The following is a 16,043-nucleotide window of genomic DNA, read 5'->3' on the forward strand; positions in this document are numbered from 1 at the left end:
ACTTGTGAGCGAAAGTTCATCACTCTCGACGGCGGCGGGGGGCAACGGCGCCCCCCGCATCGCCCGCTACACAGAGTCATTCGCGGCCGACCCACACCGCCACTATCGGGCCAGCAGTGCCGGGGCCGCCCACCAGCGCTACCGGTCGCCGATCACGGCTGCTCTCAGTGGCGTCGATCTGCATCGGGTGCACGAGATCGTCGAGCGTCGGGCCGGGCCGCTTGAGCAACACCCGACACGCGCGCGTGTATTGACTTGTCTCGCACGGGATCCGGCTCGGGAGGGCGCGAAGGGGGCATCCTCCCGGGCCTGGTCCCCTATGAGAGGGGTTCGATGCGTCATCGAACCCCTCTCGGTGGTTATTGCACAGTTTCCGCCGGTTCTGGGGTGGGGACGGCACGTCGGGCGCCGGCTACCAGTGGGCCGGTTGTGACTGCGATGGTGAGGTTGCGTCGATCCAGCCACAGCACGGTCAGTCCGACCATTACGAGCCGAATTCCGAAGCCGGCCAGTCGGTGAGGCCGTACCCGAGGGGCCGTTCAGGTCGTCGCATCACTATGAAGGCTGTTGCCGATGTCGCCATGGGGACCCTGGGCTGAGATACGACTGCGCCCCGGTGCCATCGATTGTGTCGGTGACATCCGGGGCGCGGAAGGGGTAGATCAGCCGAGGTCCGGGTGGCCGACCCACTCGACGATCGTCCAGCCCTTCTGCGGGCTGCCCTTGAGGACGACGTGGCCGCCGTTGCGCATCGGATCGGTGCCGAGCTTGCTCTTGTCGGCGTTGCTGGCGTTCAGCATGGACCAGAACATGATGGTGCCGCCGTGCGAGAAGATCACCGGGTTGAGGCAGTTGCGGCGCTGCACATCGAGCAGTGCCTGATCGACGCGGGCGTCGAACTCGTTGCCGTCGATGGAGCCCGGAATCCGTGCGTTCAGGTCACCGGAGAGCCACTTGAGTGGCGCCTGCAGGTAGCCGGACATCGCCTGGGCCTCGGGAGTGCCCTCGTAGTCGCCGGCCTCGATCTCCCGGACACCGGGCTGAATGTTGAGGCTCAGGTTGTGCTTTGCGACGGTCGGTGCCGCGGTCTGCTCGGTACGCACCATGTTGGACGCGAAGGCGCAGTCGTACTTCTTGTCGGCCAGCTGGAGGGCCAAGTTGTCTGCCTGTGTCCGGCCGCGTGCGGTCAGGTCGGGTCCGGGCACCTTGGTGTCGATCAGGCCGGAGACGTTACCGGCGGATTCGGCGTGGCGCACCAGGGTGATGACCATTTCGCCGGCGCTGCTGCCCGAGCTGCTGCCGGAGTTTCCGAAGTCGATATCGGCGGACGCGATGCCGGTGGTAGCGGTTGTGGCCGCGACCGCGGTCGCCATCACCGCAATAAACGATCGAAGAGATCGGATTCGCATGGGTGGGAATGCCTTTCATTGTGGCGAACGCCACTTCAGGTATGCCGAAGTGGCGTGTCGCGTCTCACAGAAGCAGCAATTTGTCCGAATCGACTACGAGGCATCCCATTCATCGGGATCCTTCGCACACCGGACCTGCTCCGACCCGACGAGAGGTCGTGCGGGTCCCCACTACCAGCGAAGCGGCCCGGAACCAACTGGTTCCGGGCCGCTTCGTGTTGTCGGCCATCGCTCCGGGAGGGGGCACATGCGCCGCGCCCGTCCGCCTCCGAACGACCCAACCTCAGCTGACGAGGGTCATGAACTCCTCGAGGCTGATCTTCTGGTCGCCGTTCAGGTCCGCTTTCGCCAGGATGGACAATGCGGCGTTTCTGGCGGCCTCGGAAGAGAAGCCGTAGGCCTCGACCGCTTGCGTGTACTCCTCGAGGGTGATGTAGCCGTCACTGTTGACGTCGACCTTCTCGAAGACGGCCTTGGCCTCTGCCACGGTGAACCCACCCATGACGCACTCCTTCGTTCTCTTCCCAACACCGAACCAGCCCAAGGAGTATCGCACTCGGCCGACCAATACTGATCCGCGCAGCGGTATCGGCTGAATCCTTCTGCGGGTTGGGCGCCTCTTGTGGATGTCCTGAAATGGCGGAAGGAGAACGGCAATGACGTCCAACCGGAGCCTTGCGAGCGCATCGCTGACCGGCCAGCTGCTTCGCGGTGCGATCGGATTCGGCAGCCTTATGGGGGCTTTGGTGGCGACACCCTTCGTTGGGCCGGTGGGTCTGTTGCTCGCCGCGGTCGGTGTGATCGCCTTGCGTGGTTGTCCGGCGTGCTGGGCCGCCGGGCTCATGGCAACGATGTCGGGCGGGCGTCGACCGCCTGAATGAGCAACCTGACGGAGGGGTTCGATTTGTCCTCGAACCCCTCTCGCAGTGGCTATTACACGGTTTTCGCCGGTTCCGGGGCGGGGACGGCACGTCGGGCGCCGGCTACCAGCAGGCCGGTGGCGATCGCCATGATCGGCCATGGTGTGAGCGGAATGACAAGCGCGCCGAACGCGGTCCATGCACCGAGCGTCCAGGCGAAGAACGGTGGTGGGGTGAGGTCGCGGCGATCCAGCCACAGCACGGTCAGCCCGACCATTACGAGCGGAATTCCGAAGCTGTCCAACGACAGCCATAGTGCGCTGTTCGCGGGGCTCATCGCCGAGAGGTCGTCGTGCCACAGCGCGCCGCTGAACCAGTCGTCGGCATAGCGTGCGGCACGCATCAGGGTCAGGGCCAGGATGGTATGTGCGGCTCCGAAGAGAACTATGAGCCGACCCGCCCACGCAATCACCGGACCACCTCGGTTCGGTGCGAGGGCATGGCGGAAGCCGCGTGCGCGGGGTGGGGGAGTCGATCGGACATGGCACCGTCCTCTGCTGTTATACGGTTGCGTATAATCAGAGATTAGAGCCGTTATACGGTTCCGTACAACATCGAGGTGAGGTGAATCACGGCATGGGTGCTTTGCGCACGCCGCGCGAGAAATGGATCGACGCGGGGCTGGGGGCGCTGGAGGCCGGCGGCGTCGATGCCGTGCGCATCGAGGCGCTCGCCAAGGCGCTCGGAGTGACCAAGGGCGGGTTCTACGGCTACTTCGCCGATCGCGATGCGCTGCTGACGGCGATGCTCGAAACCTGGGAGCGGGAGGCCGTCGACGATGTCCTCGAGGAGGTCGAGCGAGCAGGTGGCAATGCGCTCGACAAGGCTCGGCTGGCGGGTCGGCTCACGTTCTCCAGCGACCGGTTGCTCCCCGTCGACCTGGCCATTCGCGATTGGGCCCGCCGCGACGCCGGTGTGGCCGAACGTCTACGCCGAGTGGACAACCGGCGTATGGACCTGCTTCGAGACGCGATCGGCACTGTCTGCTCGGACCCCGACGAGGTCGAGGCTCGCAGCCTGCTCGCCTTCTGCGGGGCCATCGGCAGCCATTTCCTCGCCGCCGACCACCCCGGCCGCACCCGCGAAGAGGTCATCGCTCGCGCCAGCGATCTGATCCTGAACCGCCCGAGTCCGACGGAGGGTCTGTGAGATGACGACCGACAGCATGCCGGACGGCAAAAGCGTTGAGGTGCACGGGATCTTCCAGAAGATCGCCGACTACTACGATCGGATGAACTTCATCATGACCCTCGGTCGTCATCGCCGGTGGTGTCGTGAGGTCGCCGAGCGCGCGGCGCCACCCGCGGGCGGGGACCTGCTGGATCTCGCGACCGGTACCGGCGTGATCGCGCTGGAGGCGGCTCGTATCCATCCCACCGTCACCGTAACCGGTGCCGATTTCTCCGAGCGGATGCTGGCGCACGCCAGGACCAAGCCGGGGGCCGACGTCATCCGGTGGCGGCAGGCCGATGCCGCCCGCCTGCCCTTCGGCGACGAGTCGTTCGACGCCATCACCGAGGGCTACCTGTTGCGCAATGTCGAAGACCTCGAAGCGGTACTGCGCGAACAACATCGGGTGCTCCGGCCCGGCGGCCGCCTCGTCATCCTCGAAACCTGCCCGCCCAGCGGACCGGTGAAGCCGGTCGTGGAGTGGGGGATGCGCACGATCGTCCCGCTGCTCGGGCACTTGGTATCCGGTGACCGATCATCCTACACCTATCTCGAATCCAGCACGCGCGATTTCGAATCACCACAGCAGGTCGCTGACCTGTTGCGCCGAACGGGTTTTCGCGACATCGGCTGGCGCAAGAAGTTCTTCGGGACGAACGTCATCCTCTGGGCCGCCAAGGCGCGTTGAACAGCTCCCGCGCCACTCGGGTCAGCTGGCGAAGGTGACCGTCCAGTGCTGGTGGTTGTCCTTGTAGATGACGGAGACGCCGACTCGGGTGAGGTTCTTGTCGAGGATGATGGCGCCGGCGGCGATGGCCAAGGCGGCGGCTGCGGGGCGAAGGTTCATTGGTGTGTGAGCGGAGTGGCCCAACGGTCGCGCCGCTCACCAACGAGATCCCAATCAGGCGCTGATCGCCTGGTGGAGCCGGTTTCACTTGGTCAGGCGACCGTGTTGGACCAGTGCCCAGGCGAGAGCGGTGAGGGCCCCGGTATTGGCCAGGGCGCGGACGATGTTCCAGGTCAGCCAGGGGGTTTCGAAGTCCTTGCGCAGGGCGGCGTAGTCGGCGAGGCCGGGCGCGGCGTCGGTGGCGGTGGCCAGGTTGTTGTTCAACGGGACGTTGAAGCCAGAGGTGATGATCAGGCTCAGCAGGTTGAGCGCGGCGGCGACGGCGACCCAGATCAGCACCGAGCGCAGGTCCGCGCGTAGATAGAACACCCCGGCCAGCACCGAGAAGCCCAGCGAGCCGAGGAAGCTGAGCATGAACACCGGGTTCACGATCACCACATTGATCTTGTTCATCACCTCGACGTACGTCTTGTCGTCGAACTTGCCCAGCCCGATCATCACCGAGCAGGCGTAGGCGTAGAACACGCCCGCCAGCAGCCCGGTCGTCACTGTCGCGGCGATCAGTGAGATGACCCCGAACGTCGGGGGCGCGTGCGGCGGATCGAGGACTTCGTCGGCGAGTAATGTGCTGTGCTGCATGTCGTTTCACTCCAGTTCGGATTCGAGTTCGACTCAGCGTCGGTCGATCCGGGTATTCGATCAACGGTGATTCGCGCATGGCCGGATTAGCCCGCGTGATTGATAGCGATTCGGCATGGCGGAAATTGCCAACCAACTGAAACGCCGATGTGTCTGAAAACCCTGCGAAATCGCCGCCGAGCGGCCAGAATTAGCTATGACTGTGCTGCGGATCTGTCCTTCGCGGCGCGGGAACGGGACCCCTTCGGCGGCAGAGGAATCGGAACGATGAGCAGGCTGGCGACCTCGTGCGCGGCGATCTTGGTCACCGCGGCCGTCACGGTCGGGACCCCGGGTATCGGCATGGCGCGGGCGGATACGCCCGCCACGGAGCCGTGCACCCGCTACACCGCGATTCTCGCGCCGGGCACCTGGGAGACCCACCCCGACGCCGATCCGACCGTCCCCGTCGGCCTGCTCCGGCCGATCGGCGACGGCCTGCAACGGCAGTTCGGATCCGATATCACCGTCCTCTACGCCCCCTATGCCGCAAGCGCTTTCGACCAGGGCCTGACCTACGCCCAGTCGCTGGGCACCCTCGAAGCCCGACTGCGCGAGATGGTGAGCGGCCTGTGCGCGAAGACGCGCGTCATGCTCGCCGGGTACAGCCAGGGCGCGGACGGCGTCGGTGATTTCGCCACCGAGATCGGCAATGGCGAGGGCCCGATCACTCCCGACCGGGTGGTGGGCGTCGGCCTGGTGGCGGATCCGCACCGCGACCCGAGAACCGCTCTCCCGCTGGGGACTCCGCAGCCGGGCCACGGCATCGCCGGCATCCGGACCCAGGATTTCGGCGCGCTGACCGACCGCGTGCGCACCATGTGCGCCGACGGCGACCTGTACTGCTCGCTCAATGCCGTGGCGTCCCCGTTCCTTTCGGCGCTCGGCCAGGTGGTGGTCGGTAACCCCGATGCCATCGCGTCCGTGATCCCGCCGGGCACCGATCCCGGCCCGATCTTCGCGCAGGCGATCAAGGTGGGCGCGGGCTGGTCCGCGACCGCGTCGAACATCCCCGCCATCCTCGCCAAGCTCACGGGTCTGCAGGGCCTGATCGAGGCGGGCAACATCCCCGCCGCGCATCAGATCGCGAGTGACCTGAATGCCGCCCTGACCCCGCTCGTCCAGGCCGCCGCCGGAGTGGACCTGCCGCTGGTCGCCTCGGTGATCCGGGCGGCGGGCGGTGTCGACCCCACCGGTTGGACCGCCGCGGCGAGTGTCCTGGCCGACGCGCTGACCCAGATCGACATCGTGCGGATCGCCGCCAATGTGGGCCGCGTGGAGGAGAGCCTGTTCCGCGCCGCCGATGCCCTCGCCCGCGACAACGCGCTGGCCGCCGCGGCGGAACTGGTGAACCTCACCCCGGCGGGTCTGGATCTCGCGGGTTCGGTGGTCGGCCCCTTCACCTCCGCCATCCGCAGTGACCTGCGCGCGTCCGCTCGCACCCTGATCAGCCTGGGCGATCCGGACAGCGTCAACAACCTGCTGGAGATGACGCGTCAGGGCGTCGACCTGGCCAACTTCTACGCCTCCAAGGCCCACGTCGACTACGGCGACGACACCGATCTGCTGCTGGATTTCCTGGGCTCCCAGGCGGTTTCGTAACTCAGTCCAGAGTCTCGGTCCGAGGCTGCAATCCGGCCGCCCACTTCTCCTCGATCCGGCCGTACCGCCAGGTGAGCAGGGCGGCGGCCCAGGTGACGACGAAGAGTCCGACGATCAGGAATCCGATGAGGTTCAGGTCGAGCCCGCTGATGGTGTCCCACGGCCCGCCGGTCCAGCCGAACTCCTCGGCCAGCAGACCGAGCAGTTCGATCGTGCCGATGATGAGCGCGACCGCGATCGACAGCGACGTGATGGTCAGGTTGTAGTAGATCTTGCGCACCGGATTCGCGAACGCCCACCCGTAGGCGAAGTTCATGAACGTCCCGTCGATGGTGTCGAGCAGGCTCATTCCGGCCGCGAACAGCACCGGCAGGCACAGGATGGCGTACCAGGGCAGTCCCGCCGCCGCGCTGGTCCCGGCCAGCACCAGCAGCGCGACCTCGGTGGCGGTGTCGAAGCCGAGCCCGAACAGCAGCCCGATCGGGTACATCTGCCAAGGCTTGGTCACCGATTTCATGATCGGCCCGAGCAGCCGATTCACCAGACCGCGTTGCGCCAGCTGGGCTTCCAGCTCGGCCTCGTCGAAGTCCCCGCTCCGCATCCGCCGGAACACCCGCAGAATGCCGACCAGCACAACGATGTTCAGCAGCGCGATGACGTAGAGGAAGGTTCCCGACACCGTGGTGCCGATCAGCCCGGTGTAGCGGTGCAGCGACGAGGAGTCGTCCTCCACCGGTCCCGCGATCGCCTTGACCCCGAGCGACAGCAGTAGCGCCAGCCCGAACACCACCGACGAATGCCCCAGCGAGAAGAAGAATCCCACCGACAGCGGCCGCTTCCCCTCGCCCATGAGCTTGCGCGTGGTGTTGTCGATGGCCGCGATGTGGTCGGCGTCGAACGCGTGCCGCAATCCCAACGTGTACGCGGTCAGCCCGACCCCGATACCGAGCGTCCGGTCTCCGACGCTCAGCTGCTGCGGCGCGACCAGCACCACCAGCGTCACCCATCCCACGATGTGCAGCGCCACGATGATCCCGGCCATCGCCCCGAGCCGCACCCATTCCTGCCGAGTCACCCGCATCGATCCACGCACCTCTCCACGACCACCCATGGTGCCCGATGGTGTGGAAAGTTCCCCGACCGGCGTGATCGACCACCCGCACCACGATCTGATCGCGCATAGATTCGATCAGTCCGGGCCCGCGCGGGGTGGGCCCGGACACAAAACAACTGCGCTACTTCAGTTTCGCGTGCATGAGGTAGACGTTGTAGCTGTTCCACGTGGAGATCGTGAAATACAGGTCCTTGGCGGTGGACCAGGGGTGGATGAACCCGCCGTAGGCGGTCGGGTAGTCCTCGGTATTGATCAGCGCGACCGGTTCGGTCCACGCGCCCTGGGGATCGGCGGCGGTGCGCAGCACGATCTGCCCGCGCACGGTGTCGAGGTACACCATCCGCCAGAGGTTGGACTCGGCGTCGAACTGGACCGACAGCTCACTGGCCGTGCCGGAGATCAGGGGCGTGGCGAGCAGTTCGTTGGCGCCGTCGGCGGCAATCCAAGCGTCCTTGACCCAGTACTGGTACGCGGACTTGTTGAGCACCTGATCCGTGGGCACCCGGGCGAGCCCGATGGTGCCGAGCCGGCCGTTGGGAGTGCCGAACATGTAGACGTAGTCGCCGCACGGCACCATCGTCGCGACCTGGAAGCGCCCGGCGCCGAACAGGTTGTCCCAGCGCGCCCATTGGGATTTGGTCCAGGTGCGGCCGTGGTCGTCGGACCAGGCGATGCCGCCGAGGTTGGTCCACCACATGCCGGGGATCTTGGACCAGCGATTGACCGACATGTAGGTCAGGTACTGGCGATCGCCGACCGCGAAGCCGGAGGTGGGGATGGTGGTGGTCTCGAAGTTCTTGACCTTGCGGCTGTCCAGGATCTCGGTGGCGTGGCAGCGGGTGTTCTGCACGAAGTCGTCGAGGACCAGACCCTGCGACAGATCGCGGGTGCTGCTGTAGGCGATCACATTGCTGCGCCAGTCCTGCGTGTCGGTGCCCGCGCCGCCGGGCTTCCAGCCCTTGCCGAAGGTGTCGCCGAAGACGACCGCGACCTGGCCGGGCTTGCTCTCCCACATCAGCCCGAGGTCGGTGCCGTCGACCGACCAGCGGGTGTCGGTGCGGTTGACCGACCCGCGCCCGGTCACCTGATTGACCAGTTCCACCGAATCCACCTGCGGCGCGGCCACCGCGGCGGCCGCGGGTGCGGGCTCCGACGGCTGGACGGCCGGGGTGGGCGCGGGCTGCGGTTCGGGCGGTTCACCGCCGGGCACCACGATCGGGATGGGTTCGGGGTCGGGGGCGATCTCGATCTGCGGCAGCGACGCGCTGCCGCCGCCCGGCGGGGCCGGGGTCGGGGCCACGGTGTCGCGGACGTCCGGGCACGGGCTGGCGCACGGGTCCGTGGGCAGCGCGACGTCCACCCGGGTGGTGTCCGGCTTCTGCGCGTACTGGCTGACCGTCACGATCTGCGGCACCGGGATGGGCACCTTGATGGTCTGCGGCGGCTGCGAGGTCGATCCGCTCGGGTCGGCCTGCCGGTTGACCGGGTCGAATCCCGTTTCTCCACAGCTGTTCACGGGAGCGGGCGCCCACGGTCGCGGCGCGGCGGCGGCGGGGGTCGCGGGCAGCAGCATCGCGCCCAGCGTGACGACGGCCGACAGCGACACCGCCGCAGGGGCCGACAGCGACAGCGCCGCAGGGATTTCAGCAGGGTTCGAGCGACGGCGGGATCGAATTCCCATGGGGTAGGCGGCTCCTCGTTCGCGATCGACCCGACCACCTTAGACCGATCTTGTCGCGGGGTGAACCACCGTGAACCGGTCGCGAGATCCGTCGCGTGTGAGGTGGTCGCGGCGCGATCCGGCGCACGCGGCAGACTGAACGGTAATGAACCTGCCCGATCTCCCCGACCTCCCCGTGCGCGCCGCGCTCGGGGAGATCACCGACACGCTGGCCGAGCACGGCACCGCCGTCCTGGTCGCCCCGCCGGGCACCGGTAAGACGACGCTGGTCCCGCTGGCCCTGGCAGCCGCCACCTTCGGGCGTGTCGTGGTGGCGGAGCCGCGGCGCCTGGCCGCGCGCGCCGCCGCCGCGCGCATGGCCGCGTTGCTGGGGGAGCGGGTCGGGGAGACCGCCGGGTACTCGGTGCGCGGCGACCGCAAGGTGGGACCCCGCACCCGCATCGAGGTGGTGACCTCGGGACTGTTGGTGCGGCGCTTGCAGAACGACCCCGAACTCGCCGGAGTCGACGTGGTCGTCCTCGACGAATGCCACGAACGCCACCTGGACGCGGACCTGCTGCTGGCACTGCTCCTCGACGCCCGCGCCGGACTCCGCCCCGACCTGCGTGTGCTGGCCACCTCCGCGACCGTTGCGGCGGACCGCCTTTCGACCCTGCTGGGCGGCGAGTCGGAACCGTCCGCCCCCGTACTGGAGGTGCACGGCCGCACCTACCCCGTCGAATTCGATTACGTGCCACCGCTGCCCCGCGAACGCATCGAGCAGCAGGTGGCCCGCACGACCCGCCGGGCCCTCACCGACAGCCCCGGCGACGTCCTGGTCTTCCTCCCCGGAGCGGGCGAGATCCGCCGCACCGCCGCCCTGCTCTCCGACCTGCCCGACGTCGACGTCGTCCCCCTGCACGGCAGACTGCCGGCCGCCGCACAGGATTCCGCCCTGCGCCCGGGCTCCCGCCGCCGAGTCGTCCTGTCCACCGCGGTCGCCGAGTCCAGCCTCACCGTCCCCGGCGTCCGCACCGTGGTCGACTCCGGACTGGCCCGCGTTCCGCGCATCGACCACCGCCGCGGCCTGTCGGGCCTTGCCACCGTCCGTGTCTCGGCCGCCGTCGCCGAACAACGCGCGGGCCGTGCGGGCCGAGAAGGCCTCGGCCACGCCTGGCGCTGCTGGCCCGACTACGAGCACACCACCCTCCCCGCCTACCCCGAACCGGAGATCCGCACCGCCGACCTGACCCGGCTGGCGCTCGAACTGGCCTGCTGGGGCACCGTCGACGGCCAGGGCCTGGCCTGGTGGGACGAACCCCCGGCGGGCGGCCTCGCCGCGGGTCGCGCGGTCCTGCGCGCCCTCGACGCCGTGGACGACCATGGCGCGGTGACGGATCGAGGCCGCCGCATGGCAGCGGTCGGCCTCCACCCCCGATTGGCCCGAGCCCTCCTCGACGGCGCGAGCGAGGTCGGAGCCCGCGCGGCCGCCGAGGTAGTGGCCCTGCTCGACGACGACTCGCTGGCCCCCGGCGTGGATCTGGTCGCCGCCCTGCGCACCCTCCGCGGCGACCGCCCGGCGCGCTGGCAGAAGGAGGCGCTGCGCCTGGCGCGCCTCGTCAGCGACGACATCGACAGTGGCCGGGGCTCCACGCCCGGGGGCGATGATCCCGCTCTTGTTGCGGCACTGGCGTATCCGGAGCGGCTCGCTCGTCGCCGCGCATCCGGGTCGGCCAGCTATCTGATGGCGGGTGGGACCGCGGTGACCCTGCCACCCGGGAGCGGATTGGGCGATGCCGAATGGTTGGCGATCGCTGTGGCCGGGCGCGATCCGGGCCAATCCGAGGGGCGAATCCGGTTGGCGGCCAAGGCTGATGAGGAATTGGCCCGCCAGGCTGCCGCCAACTTGCTCACCACAGTGGACGAAGTGGACTGGGTCGATGGCGACCTGGTGGCTCGCCGGGTGCGCCGCTTGGGCGCGATCGTGTTGTCCGAGCAGCCCCTGCGCGATCCGAACCCGGACTTGGTCTCGGCGGCCTTGCTGCGGGGATTGCGCGCCACCGGACTCGACCTACTGCGCTGGACCGATGATGCCCGCAGCCTGCGACAGCGCCTGGACTTTCTGCACCGCACCCTGGGCGCGCCGTGGCCCGCCGTCGACGACGACACTCTACTCGCCGACGCCGAAATCTGGCTGGCCCCAGAACTTTCCACCGCCCGCCGCCGCTCCGACCTCGAGCGCGTGGATGCGGGTCAAGCGCTCCGCCGCCTACTGCCCTGGCCCGAGGCCGCCCGGCTCGACGAACTCGCCCCCGAACGCCTGGAGGTCCCCTCCGGCAGCAATGTCCGCCTCGACTACTCCACCGACCCACCGGTCCTCGCCGTCAAGGTCCAAGAGATCTTCGGCTGGACCGAAACCCCGCGCCTGGCCGACGGCCGCGTTTCGCCTGTCCTGCACCTGCTCTCCCCGGCTCAACGACCGGTGGCGGTCACCGCCGACCTCCCGTCCTTCTGGCGCACCGGATGGCTCCAGGTCCGCGCCGACCTGCGCGGCCGCTACCCGAAGCACGCCTGGCCCGAGGACCCCACCACCGTCGTCGCCCACCGCGGCACCGCCCGCAACGCCAACCGGCAGGGCTAGCCAGGGCCGGAGGCGCCTCCGCCTCCGCTGGGACCTCGGTGAATCCGAGACCCAAACGGCCACAAGCGCTACGGCCTCGATATGAGGAGCATCGGTAGCGTCGAACCTGACCTGTGGCCGACATGGGACACCCGCGCGGCCCGCGGAATAGTCGGCTCGTCGCGCATGCTGCACTCGTGCGTCCGGGTTCGGACGATGTGGCGACGCGTCTGGTGAGCAGGCGGAGAGGGAGTGGGCGGTATGCGCGCGATTCGATTCGACGAGTACGGCGGGCCCGAGGTGCTGCGGTCGGTGGAGCTGGAAGTACCGGAGCCGGGCGCGGGCGAGGTGTCCATCGAGGTGGCGTACGCCGGGGTGAATTTCGCTGACCTGCAAGCCCGTTCGGTGGGATATCGGGTTCCGGCATTGCCGTATGTGCCGGGGCTGGAGCTGTCCGGGCGGGTGCGGGCGGTCGGCGCGGGCGTCGAGGGCCTGAGTGTGGGGCAGGCGGTGGCGGCGATCTCGGACGGCGGCGCGTATGCCGAGGTCGTCGTCGTCTCCGCGGCGACGGTCTTCCCGGTGCCCGACGGCGTCGATCTGCGCACTGCCGCAACGCTTCCCACGGTGCTGCCGACCGGTTACGCCCTGCTGCACACGGTCGGCCGGCTGCAGCCGGGTGAGACGGTGCTGGTGCAGGCCGCCGCCGGTGGCGTCGGCACGGTGGCCGCGCAGATCGCCAAGCTGGCGGGCGCCGGCGCGGTGTACGGCGTGGTCTCCAGCCCGGCCAAGGCGGACTACGCCCGCGAATACGGTTATGACGACGCGTTCTCGAATGAATCCTTCGACGCCGACGTCCGCGCCGCCACCGGTGGCCGTGGGGTGGACCTGGCGTTGGAGTCGATCGGCGGTGACACCTTCCGCCGTACCGTGGAGTCGCTGGCCCGCTTCGGTCGCCTGGTCTCCTTCGGCAATGCCGGTGGCGAGGCCCCGTGGCAGGTCGGTGCGCCCGAACTGTTCCCGCAGGGCCGTTCGGTCGCCGGTTTCTCCATCATGGGACTGAGCGCGTCCGCCCCGGATGTGTTGCGCGAGATCTCCTCTCACGCCTTCGACCTGGCCACCTCCGGCAAGGTGCGGCTGCCGATCACCGCCGAGTTCCCGCTCGCCGAGGCGGCCGACGCGCACCGGCTGATGGCGGGCCGCTCCTCGACGGGCAAGCTGGTCCTGGCGGTCAACTCCCAGCTGTGATCCGACCGGATTCGATTGCCGCGAGCAGGGATTCGTGGTCGGCGTCGGTCTGGTCGGCGTAGGCCAGCGCGAATTCGCCCATGGCCCGGTCGAAGGTGTCCTTGCCGCCCAGATAGGCCGCGATGGCCGCCCGGTCACCGGACCGGGCGTGCCCCCGGGCCAGGGTGTGGCCGCACAGGGCGGCGTACTCGCGCAGCTGCGCGGGGGACATGTCGTCGATGCTCAAGGAGCCCTTCATGTCTCGCAGTTGCCGCCAGTAGTAGAAGCGTCCGTCGGGGCCGGTGGCCCAGCCGAGGAAGATGTCACCGGCCGATTGGGAGAGCCGCTGTCCGTGTACGACGCGGTGGCCGTGATGGAGGAACTGGCTGTGGCTCAGGTGCGCTGACAGCACCGAGGGCTCGGCCTGCTTCACCTGGAGGAACAGCGGGTCGCCGGTATTGCGTCCGGTCAGTAGCGCGATGTAGCAGCGGGTGCCGACGCTGCCCACGCCCACGACCTTCATGGCGATATCGCGGAGTTCGTAGCGGTCCAGCAGGACGCGGCGCTCCTCGGGCAGCGTGTTCCGGTAGTCCGCCAGCACCGAAAGTAGTTGCTTCTGTGCCTTTTTCGGCACCGGAAGCAGCAGGGGCGGGTCGGCCTTGATCCGCGGTGCGCCGTCGGGCCCGAGTTCGGTGAGCTTGTCCAACGCGTGCAGGCTGGTGCGCGTGCGTGCCCGGCTGATCACCTTGGCGGTCATCTTGCGATGTTCGGGCCGCATCAGGGCGGCGACCTTGTCGGCGTCGATCATCTCGTACCAGACGTCGGTCTCGCCGAGCTCGGCCAGCCGGTTCATGGCCTCGCGATAGGCCCGCGCCGCCGAGACCGCGGCCTCGGCGGCCTCCTCGTCGTCGCTGCCATTGGCCCGTGCCGCCACCGCCACGCTGGCCGCGAGCCGCTTCACATCCCATTCGAAGGGCCCGGGCAGCGTCTCGTCGAAGTCGTTGACGTCGAACACGAGTGACCGTTCCGGCGAGGCGAACAGCCCGAAGTTGGACAGGTGCGCGTCCCCGCACAACTGCACGTGCAGGCCGGTGTTCGCGCCGCTGGCCAGATCCCCGGCCATGATGGCGGGCGCGCCCCGGAAGAACGGGAGCCGTCCGGCCGCCATCCGCTCGTACCGGATCCCGATCAGTTCGGGCAGTCGCGTGGCGGCCTGCCGCTCCAGTACCGCCACCGGATCCGGCCGATCCACCGCGGCTTTCCACTCACCCAGCGACCGCCGCGGCACCCGCTTGCGCACCGCCCGCCCCGCCTTCGATCTCGACATGCGCTGACTCTAATGGATTGTGCCAAACCACTATCGACCCGCTGCTCGCTCGAAACAATTCGCAGCTATCCAGGAGTAAGTAGCCGCATTCACTCATTTCGAGTACTGGTCCCGGGGAAGTGCTCATGCGCACTCGATTTCGTTGTCTCGTCGCGTCCGCCCTCGTCACGGCCGCCGCACTGCTCCTGGTCCCCGGTGTGTCCGGTACCGCGTCGGAGGAACGCGCCGGTGTGCTGGGGGACGATTTCCTCTGGGGAGTGGCGGCGTCCGGGTTCCAATCCGAGGGACAGTCACCCGACAGCAATTGGACGCGCTATATCGACGCCAATCCGGGCTGGGACCGCCTCGGCGGGTCCGTCGATTTCCACACCCGCTACCGGTCCGACATCGCCCTCGCCAAGAGTCTCGGTGTCAAGGTCTTCCGGATCGGGATCGAATGGGCCCGGCTGGAACCCGAACCGGGAGTGTGGGATTCGTCCGCCTTCGCCTACTACGACGACGTGATCGCAACCATCGTCGCCGCCGGTATGCGTCCGATGCTGACGCTGGACCACTGGGTGTACCCCGGCTGGGCGGCCGATCGCGGCGGCTGGCGCGATCCCGGCATGGTCTCGGACTGGCTCACCAACATGCGCAAGGTGGTCGACCGTTACGCCGCCCGCAATCCGGTGTGGGTGACCATCAACGAGCCGGTCGCGTACATCATGCACGAGGTCCGCCAGAACGGAACCGACGCCGATCAGATGCTCGACAGTGTGGCGCGGGCGCACGACACCATCTACGACTACATCCACCAGGTCCAGCCGAATGCCCTGGTGACCAGCAATGTCGGCTATGTCGCCGGGGCGGAGTCGCAGGTCAACGGACCCCTGATGGACCGTATCGGCGACCGGCTCGACTTCATCGGCGTCGACTACTACTTCGGCTACGAACCGCCGGACCTCGGCGCCGCGAACGCGCCCTCGGGCATGTGGGATCTGCCCGTCCGCCCCGAGGGCATCTACTTTGCACTGCAGCACTATTCACAGCGCTTCCCCGGCAAGCCACTGTGGATCGTCGAGAACGGTATGCCCACCGAGAACGCCCGACCCCGCGCGGACGGCTACACCCGTTCGGATCACCTCCGCGACACCGTCTACTGGCTCCAGCGGGCGAAATCCGACGGTATGAATGTCATCGGCTACAACTACTGGAGCCTGACCGACAACTACGAATGGAGCTCCTACACACCGAGATTCGGGCTCTACACGGTGAACGTCCGCACCGATCCGACCCTGAGCAGAATCCCCACGGACGCCGTCGCCACCTACCGCGCCATCATCGCGCACGACGGCGTCCCCGCCGACTATCTGCCCCTGCGTCCAGTCGCCGACTGCCGTTTGATCGATCCACCCGCCAGTTGCGCCACCCCGGTCGCCGCACCTCGAGCCGATGGCTGACCATCGGTTCGAGGCACAGCGAGAACCCCTGTC

At 68.3% G+C, this 16,043-nt stretch carries 15 protein-coding genes; 7 read left to right on the top strand and 8 right to left on the bottom strand.

The features are described 5' to 3' along the window. Positions 1-662: 662 nt before the first annotated feature. Positions 663-1,373, bottom strand: a complete 711-nt coding sequence (locus tag ACWEOI_RS21275; RefSeq protein WP_452360699.1) for a histidine phosphatase family protein — start codon at positions 1,371-1,373, stop codon at positions 663-665. A 319-nt stretch (positions 1,374-1,692) separates the two neighbouring features. Next, positions 1,693-1,911 carry an EF-hand domain-containing protein gene (locus ACWEOI_RS21280; RefSeq protein ID WP_433667611.1) on the bottom strand — a complete coding sequence of 73 codons (219 nt, stop codon included), beginning with the start codon at positions 1,909-1,911 and terminating at the stop codon, positions 1,693-1,695. Between the two features lie 154 nt (positions 1,912-2,065). On the opposite strand from ACWEOI_RS21280, the gene ACWEOI_RS21285 reads away from it, so the two are divergent. Further along, positions 2,066-2,290: a hypothetical protein gene (locus ACWEOI_RS21285; protein ID WP_433667609.1), complete on the top strand. Its 225-nt coding sequence runs from the start codon at positions 2,066-2,068 to the stop codon at positions 2,288-2,290. 52 nt (positions 2,291-2,342) lie between these two features. On the opposite strand, the gene ACWEOI_RS21290 is transcribed toward ACWEOI_RS21285, so the two are convergent. After that, a complete protein-coding gene (locus tag ACWEOI_RS21290; RefSeq protein ID WP_452360700.1) occupies positions 2,343-2,741 on the bottom strand; it encodes a DUF6463 family protein in 399 nt (132 codons plus the stop codon). A 164-nt stretch (positions 2,742-2,905) separates the two neighbouring features. Between ACWEOI_RS21290 and ACWEOI_RS21295 the strand changes: the two genes are divergently transcribed. Together ACWEOI_RS21295 and ACWEOI_RS21300 are read left to right on the top strand one after the other, a co-directional pair. Next, complete coding sequence (locus ACWEOI_RS21295; protein ID WP_433667607.1) at positions 2,906-3,478, top strand: TetR family transcriptional regulator; 573 nt, start codon at positions 2,906-2,908, stop codon at positions 3,476-3,478. Position 3,479: 1 nt separating this feature from the next. Further along, positions 3,480-4,187, top strand: coding sequence for a ubiquinone/menaquinone biosynthesis methyltransferase (locus ACWEOI_RS21300; RefSeq protein WP_452360701.1), 708 nt, complete (start codon positions 3,480-3,482; stop codon positions 4,185-4,187). Between the two features lie 21 nt (positions 4,188-4,208). Here the strand turns inward: ACWEOI_RS21300 and ACWEOI_RS21305 are convergent, their stop codons facing one another. Together ACWEOI_RS21305 and ACWEOI_RS21310 are read right to left on the bottom strand one after the other, a co-directional pair. Continuing rightward, positions 4,209-4,346, bottom strand: a complete 138-nt coding sequence (locus ACWEOI_RS21305; RefSeq protein WP_433667603.1) for a hypothetical protein — start codon at positions 4,344-4,346, stop codon at positions 4,209-4,211. A gap of 84 nt (positions 4,347-4,430) precedes the next feature. Further along, complete coding sequence (locus ACWEOI_RS21310; protein WP_433667602.1) at positions 4,431-4,985, bottom strand: anthrone oxygenase family protein; 555 nt, start codon at positions 4,983-4,985, stop codon at positions 4,431-4,433. A 267-nt stretch (positions 4,986-5,252) separates the two neighbouring features. Between ACWEOI_RS21310 and ACWEOI_RS21315 the strand changes: the two genes are divergently transcribed. Continuing rightward, entirely contained in the window at positions 5,253-6,626 is a 1,374-nt protein-coding gene (locus ACWEOI_RS21315; RefSeq protein WP_452360702.1) for a cutinase family protein, read from the top strand. Position 6,627: 1 nt separating this feature from the next. Here the strand turns inward: ACWEOI_RS21315 and ACWEOI_RS21320 are convergent, their stop codons facing one another. Beyond that, positions 6,628-7,737, bottom strand: coding sequence for a Nickel transporter NicT (locus tag ACWEOI_RS21320; protein WP_433667598.1), 1,110 nt, complete (start codon positions 7,735-7,737; stop codon positions 6,628-6,630). 124 nt (positions 7,738-7,861) lie between these two features. Then, positions 7,862-9,421: a DUF4185 domain-containing protein gene (locus ACWEOI_RS21325; protein ID WP_452360703.1), complete on the bottom strand. Its 1,560-nt coding sequence runs from the start codon at positions 9,419-9,421 to the stop codon at positions 7,862-7,864. A gap of 145 nt (positions 9,422-9,566) precedes the next feature. Here ACWEOI_RS21325 and hrpB point away from each other — a divergent pair, with 145 nt between their 5' ends. Together hrpB and ACWEOI_RS21335 are read left to right on the top strand one after the other, a co-directional pair. After that, a complete protein-coding gene (hrpB, locus tag ACWEOI_RS21330; RefSeq protein WP_452360704.1) occupies positions 9,567-12,041 on the top strand; it encodes an ATP-dependent helicase HrpB in 2,475 nt (824 codons plus the stop codon). 240 nt (positions 12,042-12,281) lie between these two features. Further along, the gene (locus tag ACWEOI_RS21335) at positions 12,282-13,265 is read left to right on the top strand and encodes a quinone oxidoreductase family protein (protein WP_452360705.1); all 984 of its coding nucleotides are present in this window, start codon (positions 12,282-12,284) and stop codon (positions 13,263-13,265) included. Here the strand turns inward: ACWEOI_RS21335 and ACWEOI_RS21340 are convergent. Next, entirely contained in the window at positions 13,249-14,571 is a 1,323-nt protein-coding gene (locus ACWEOI_RS21340; protein WP_452360706.1) for a DUF2252 domain-containing protein, read from the bottom strand. The genes ACWEOI_RS21335 and ACWEOI_RS21340 overlap by 17 nt on opposite strands. Before the next feature lie 125 nt (positions 14,572-14,696). On the opposite strand from ACWEOI_RS21340, the gene ACWEOI_RS21345 reads away from it, so the two are divergent. After that, positions 14,697-16,010, top strand: coding sequence for a family 1 glycosylhydrolase (locus ACWEOI_RS21345; protein WP_452360707.1), 1,314 nt, complete (start codon positions 14,697-14,699; stop codon positions 16,008-16,010). Positions 16,011-16,043 lie beyond the last annotated feature (33 nt).

This window comes from Nocardia sp. NPDC004340, assembly GCF_053602575.1.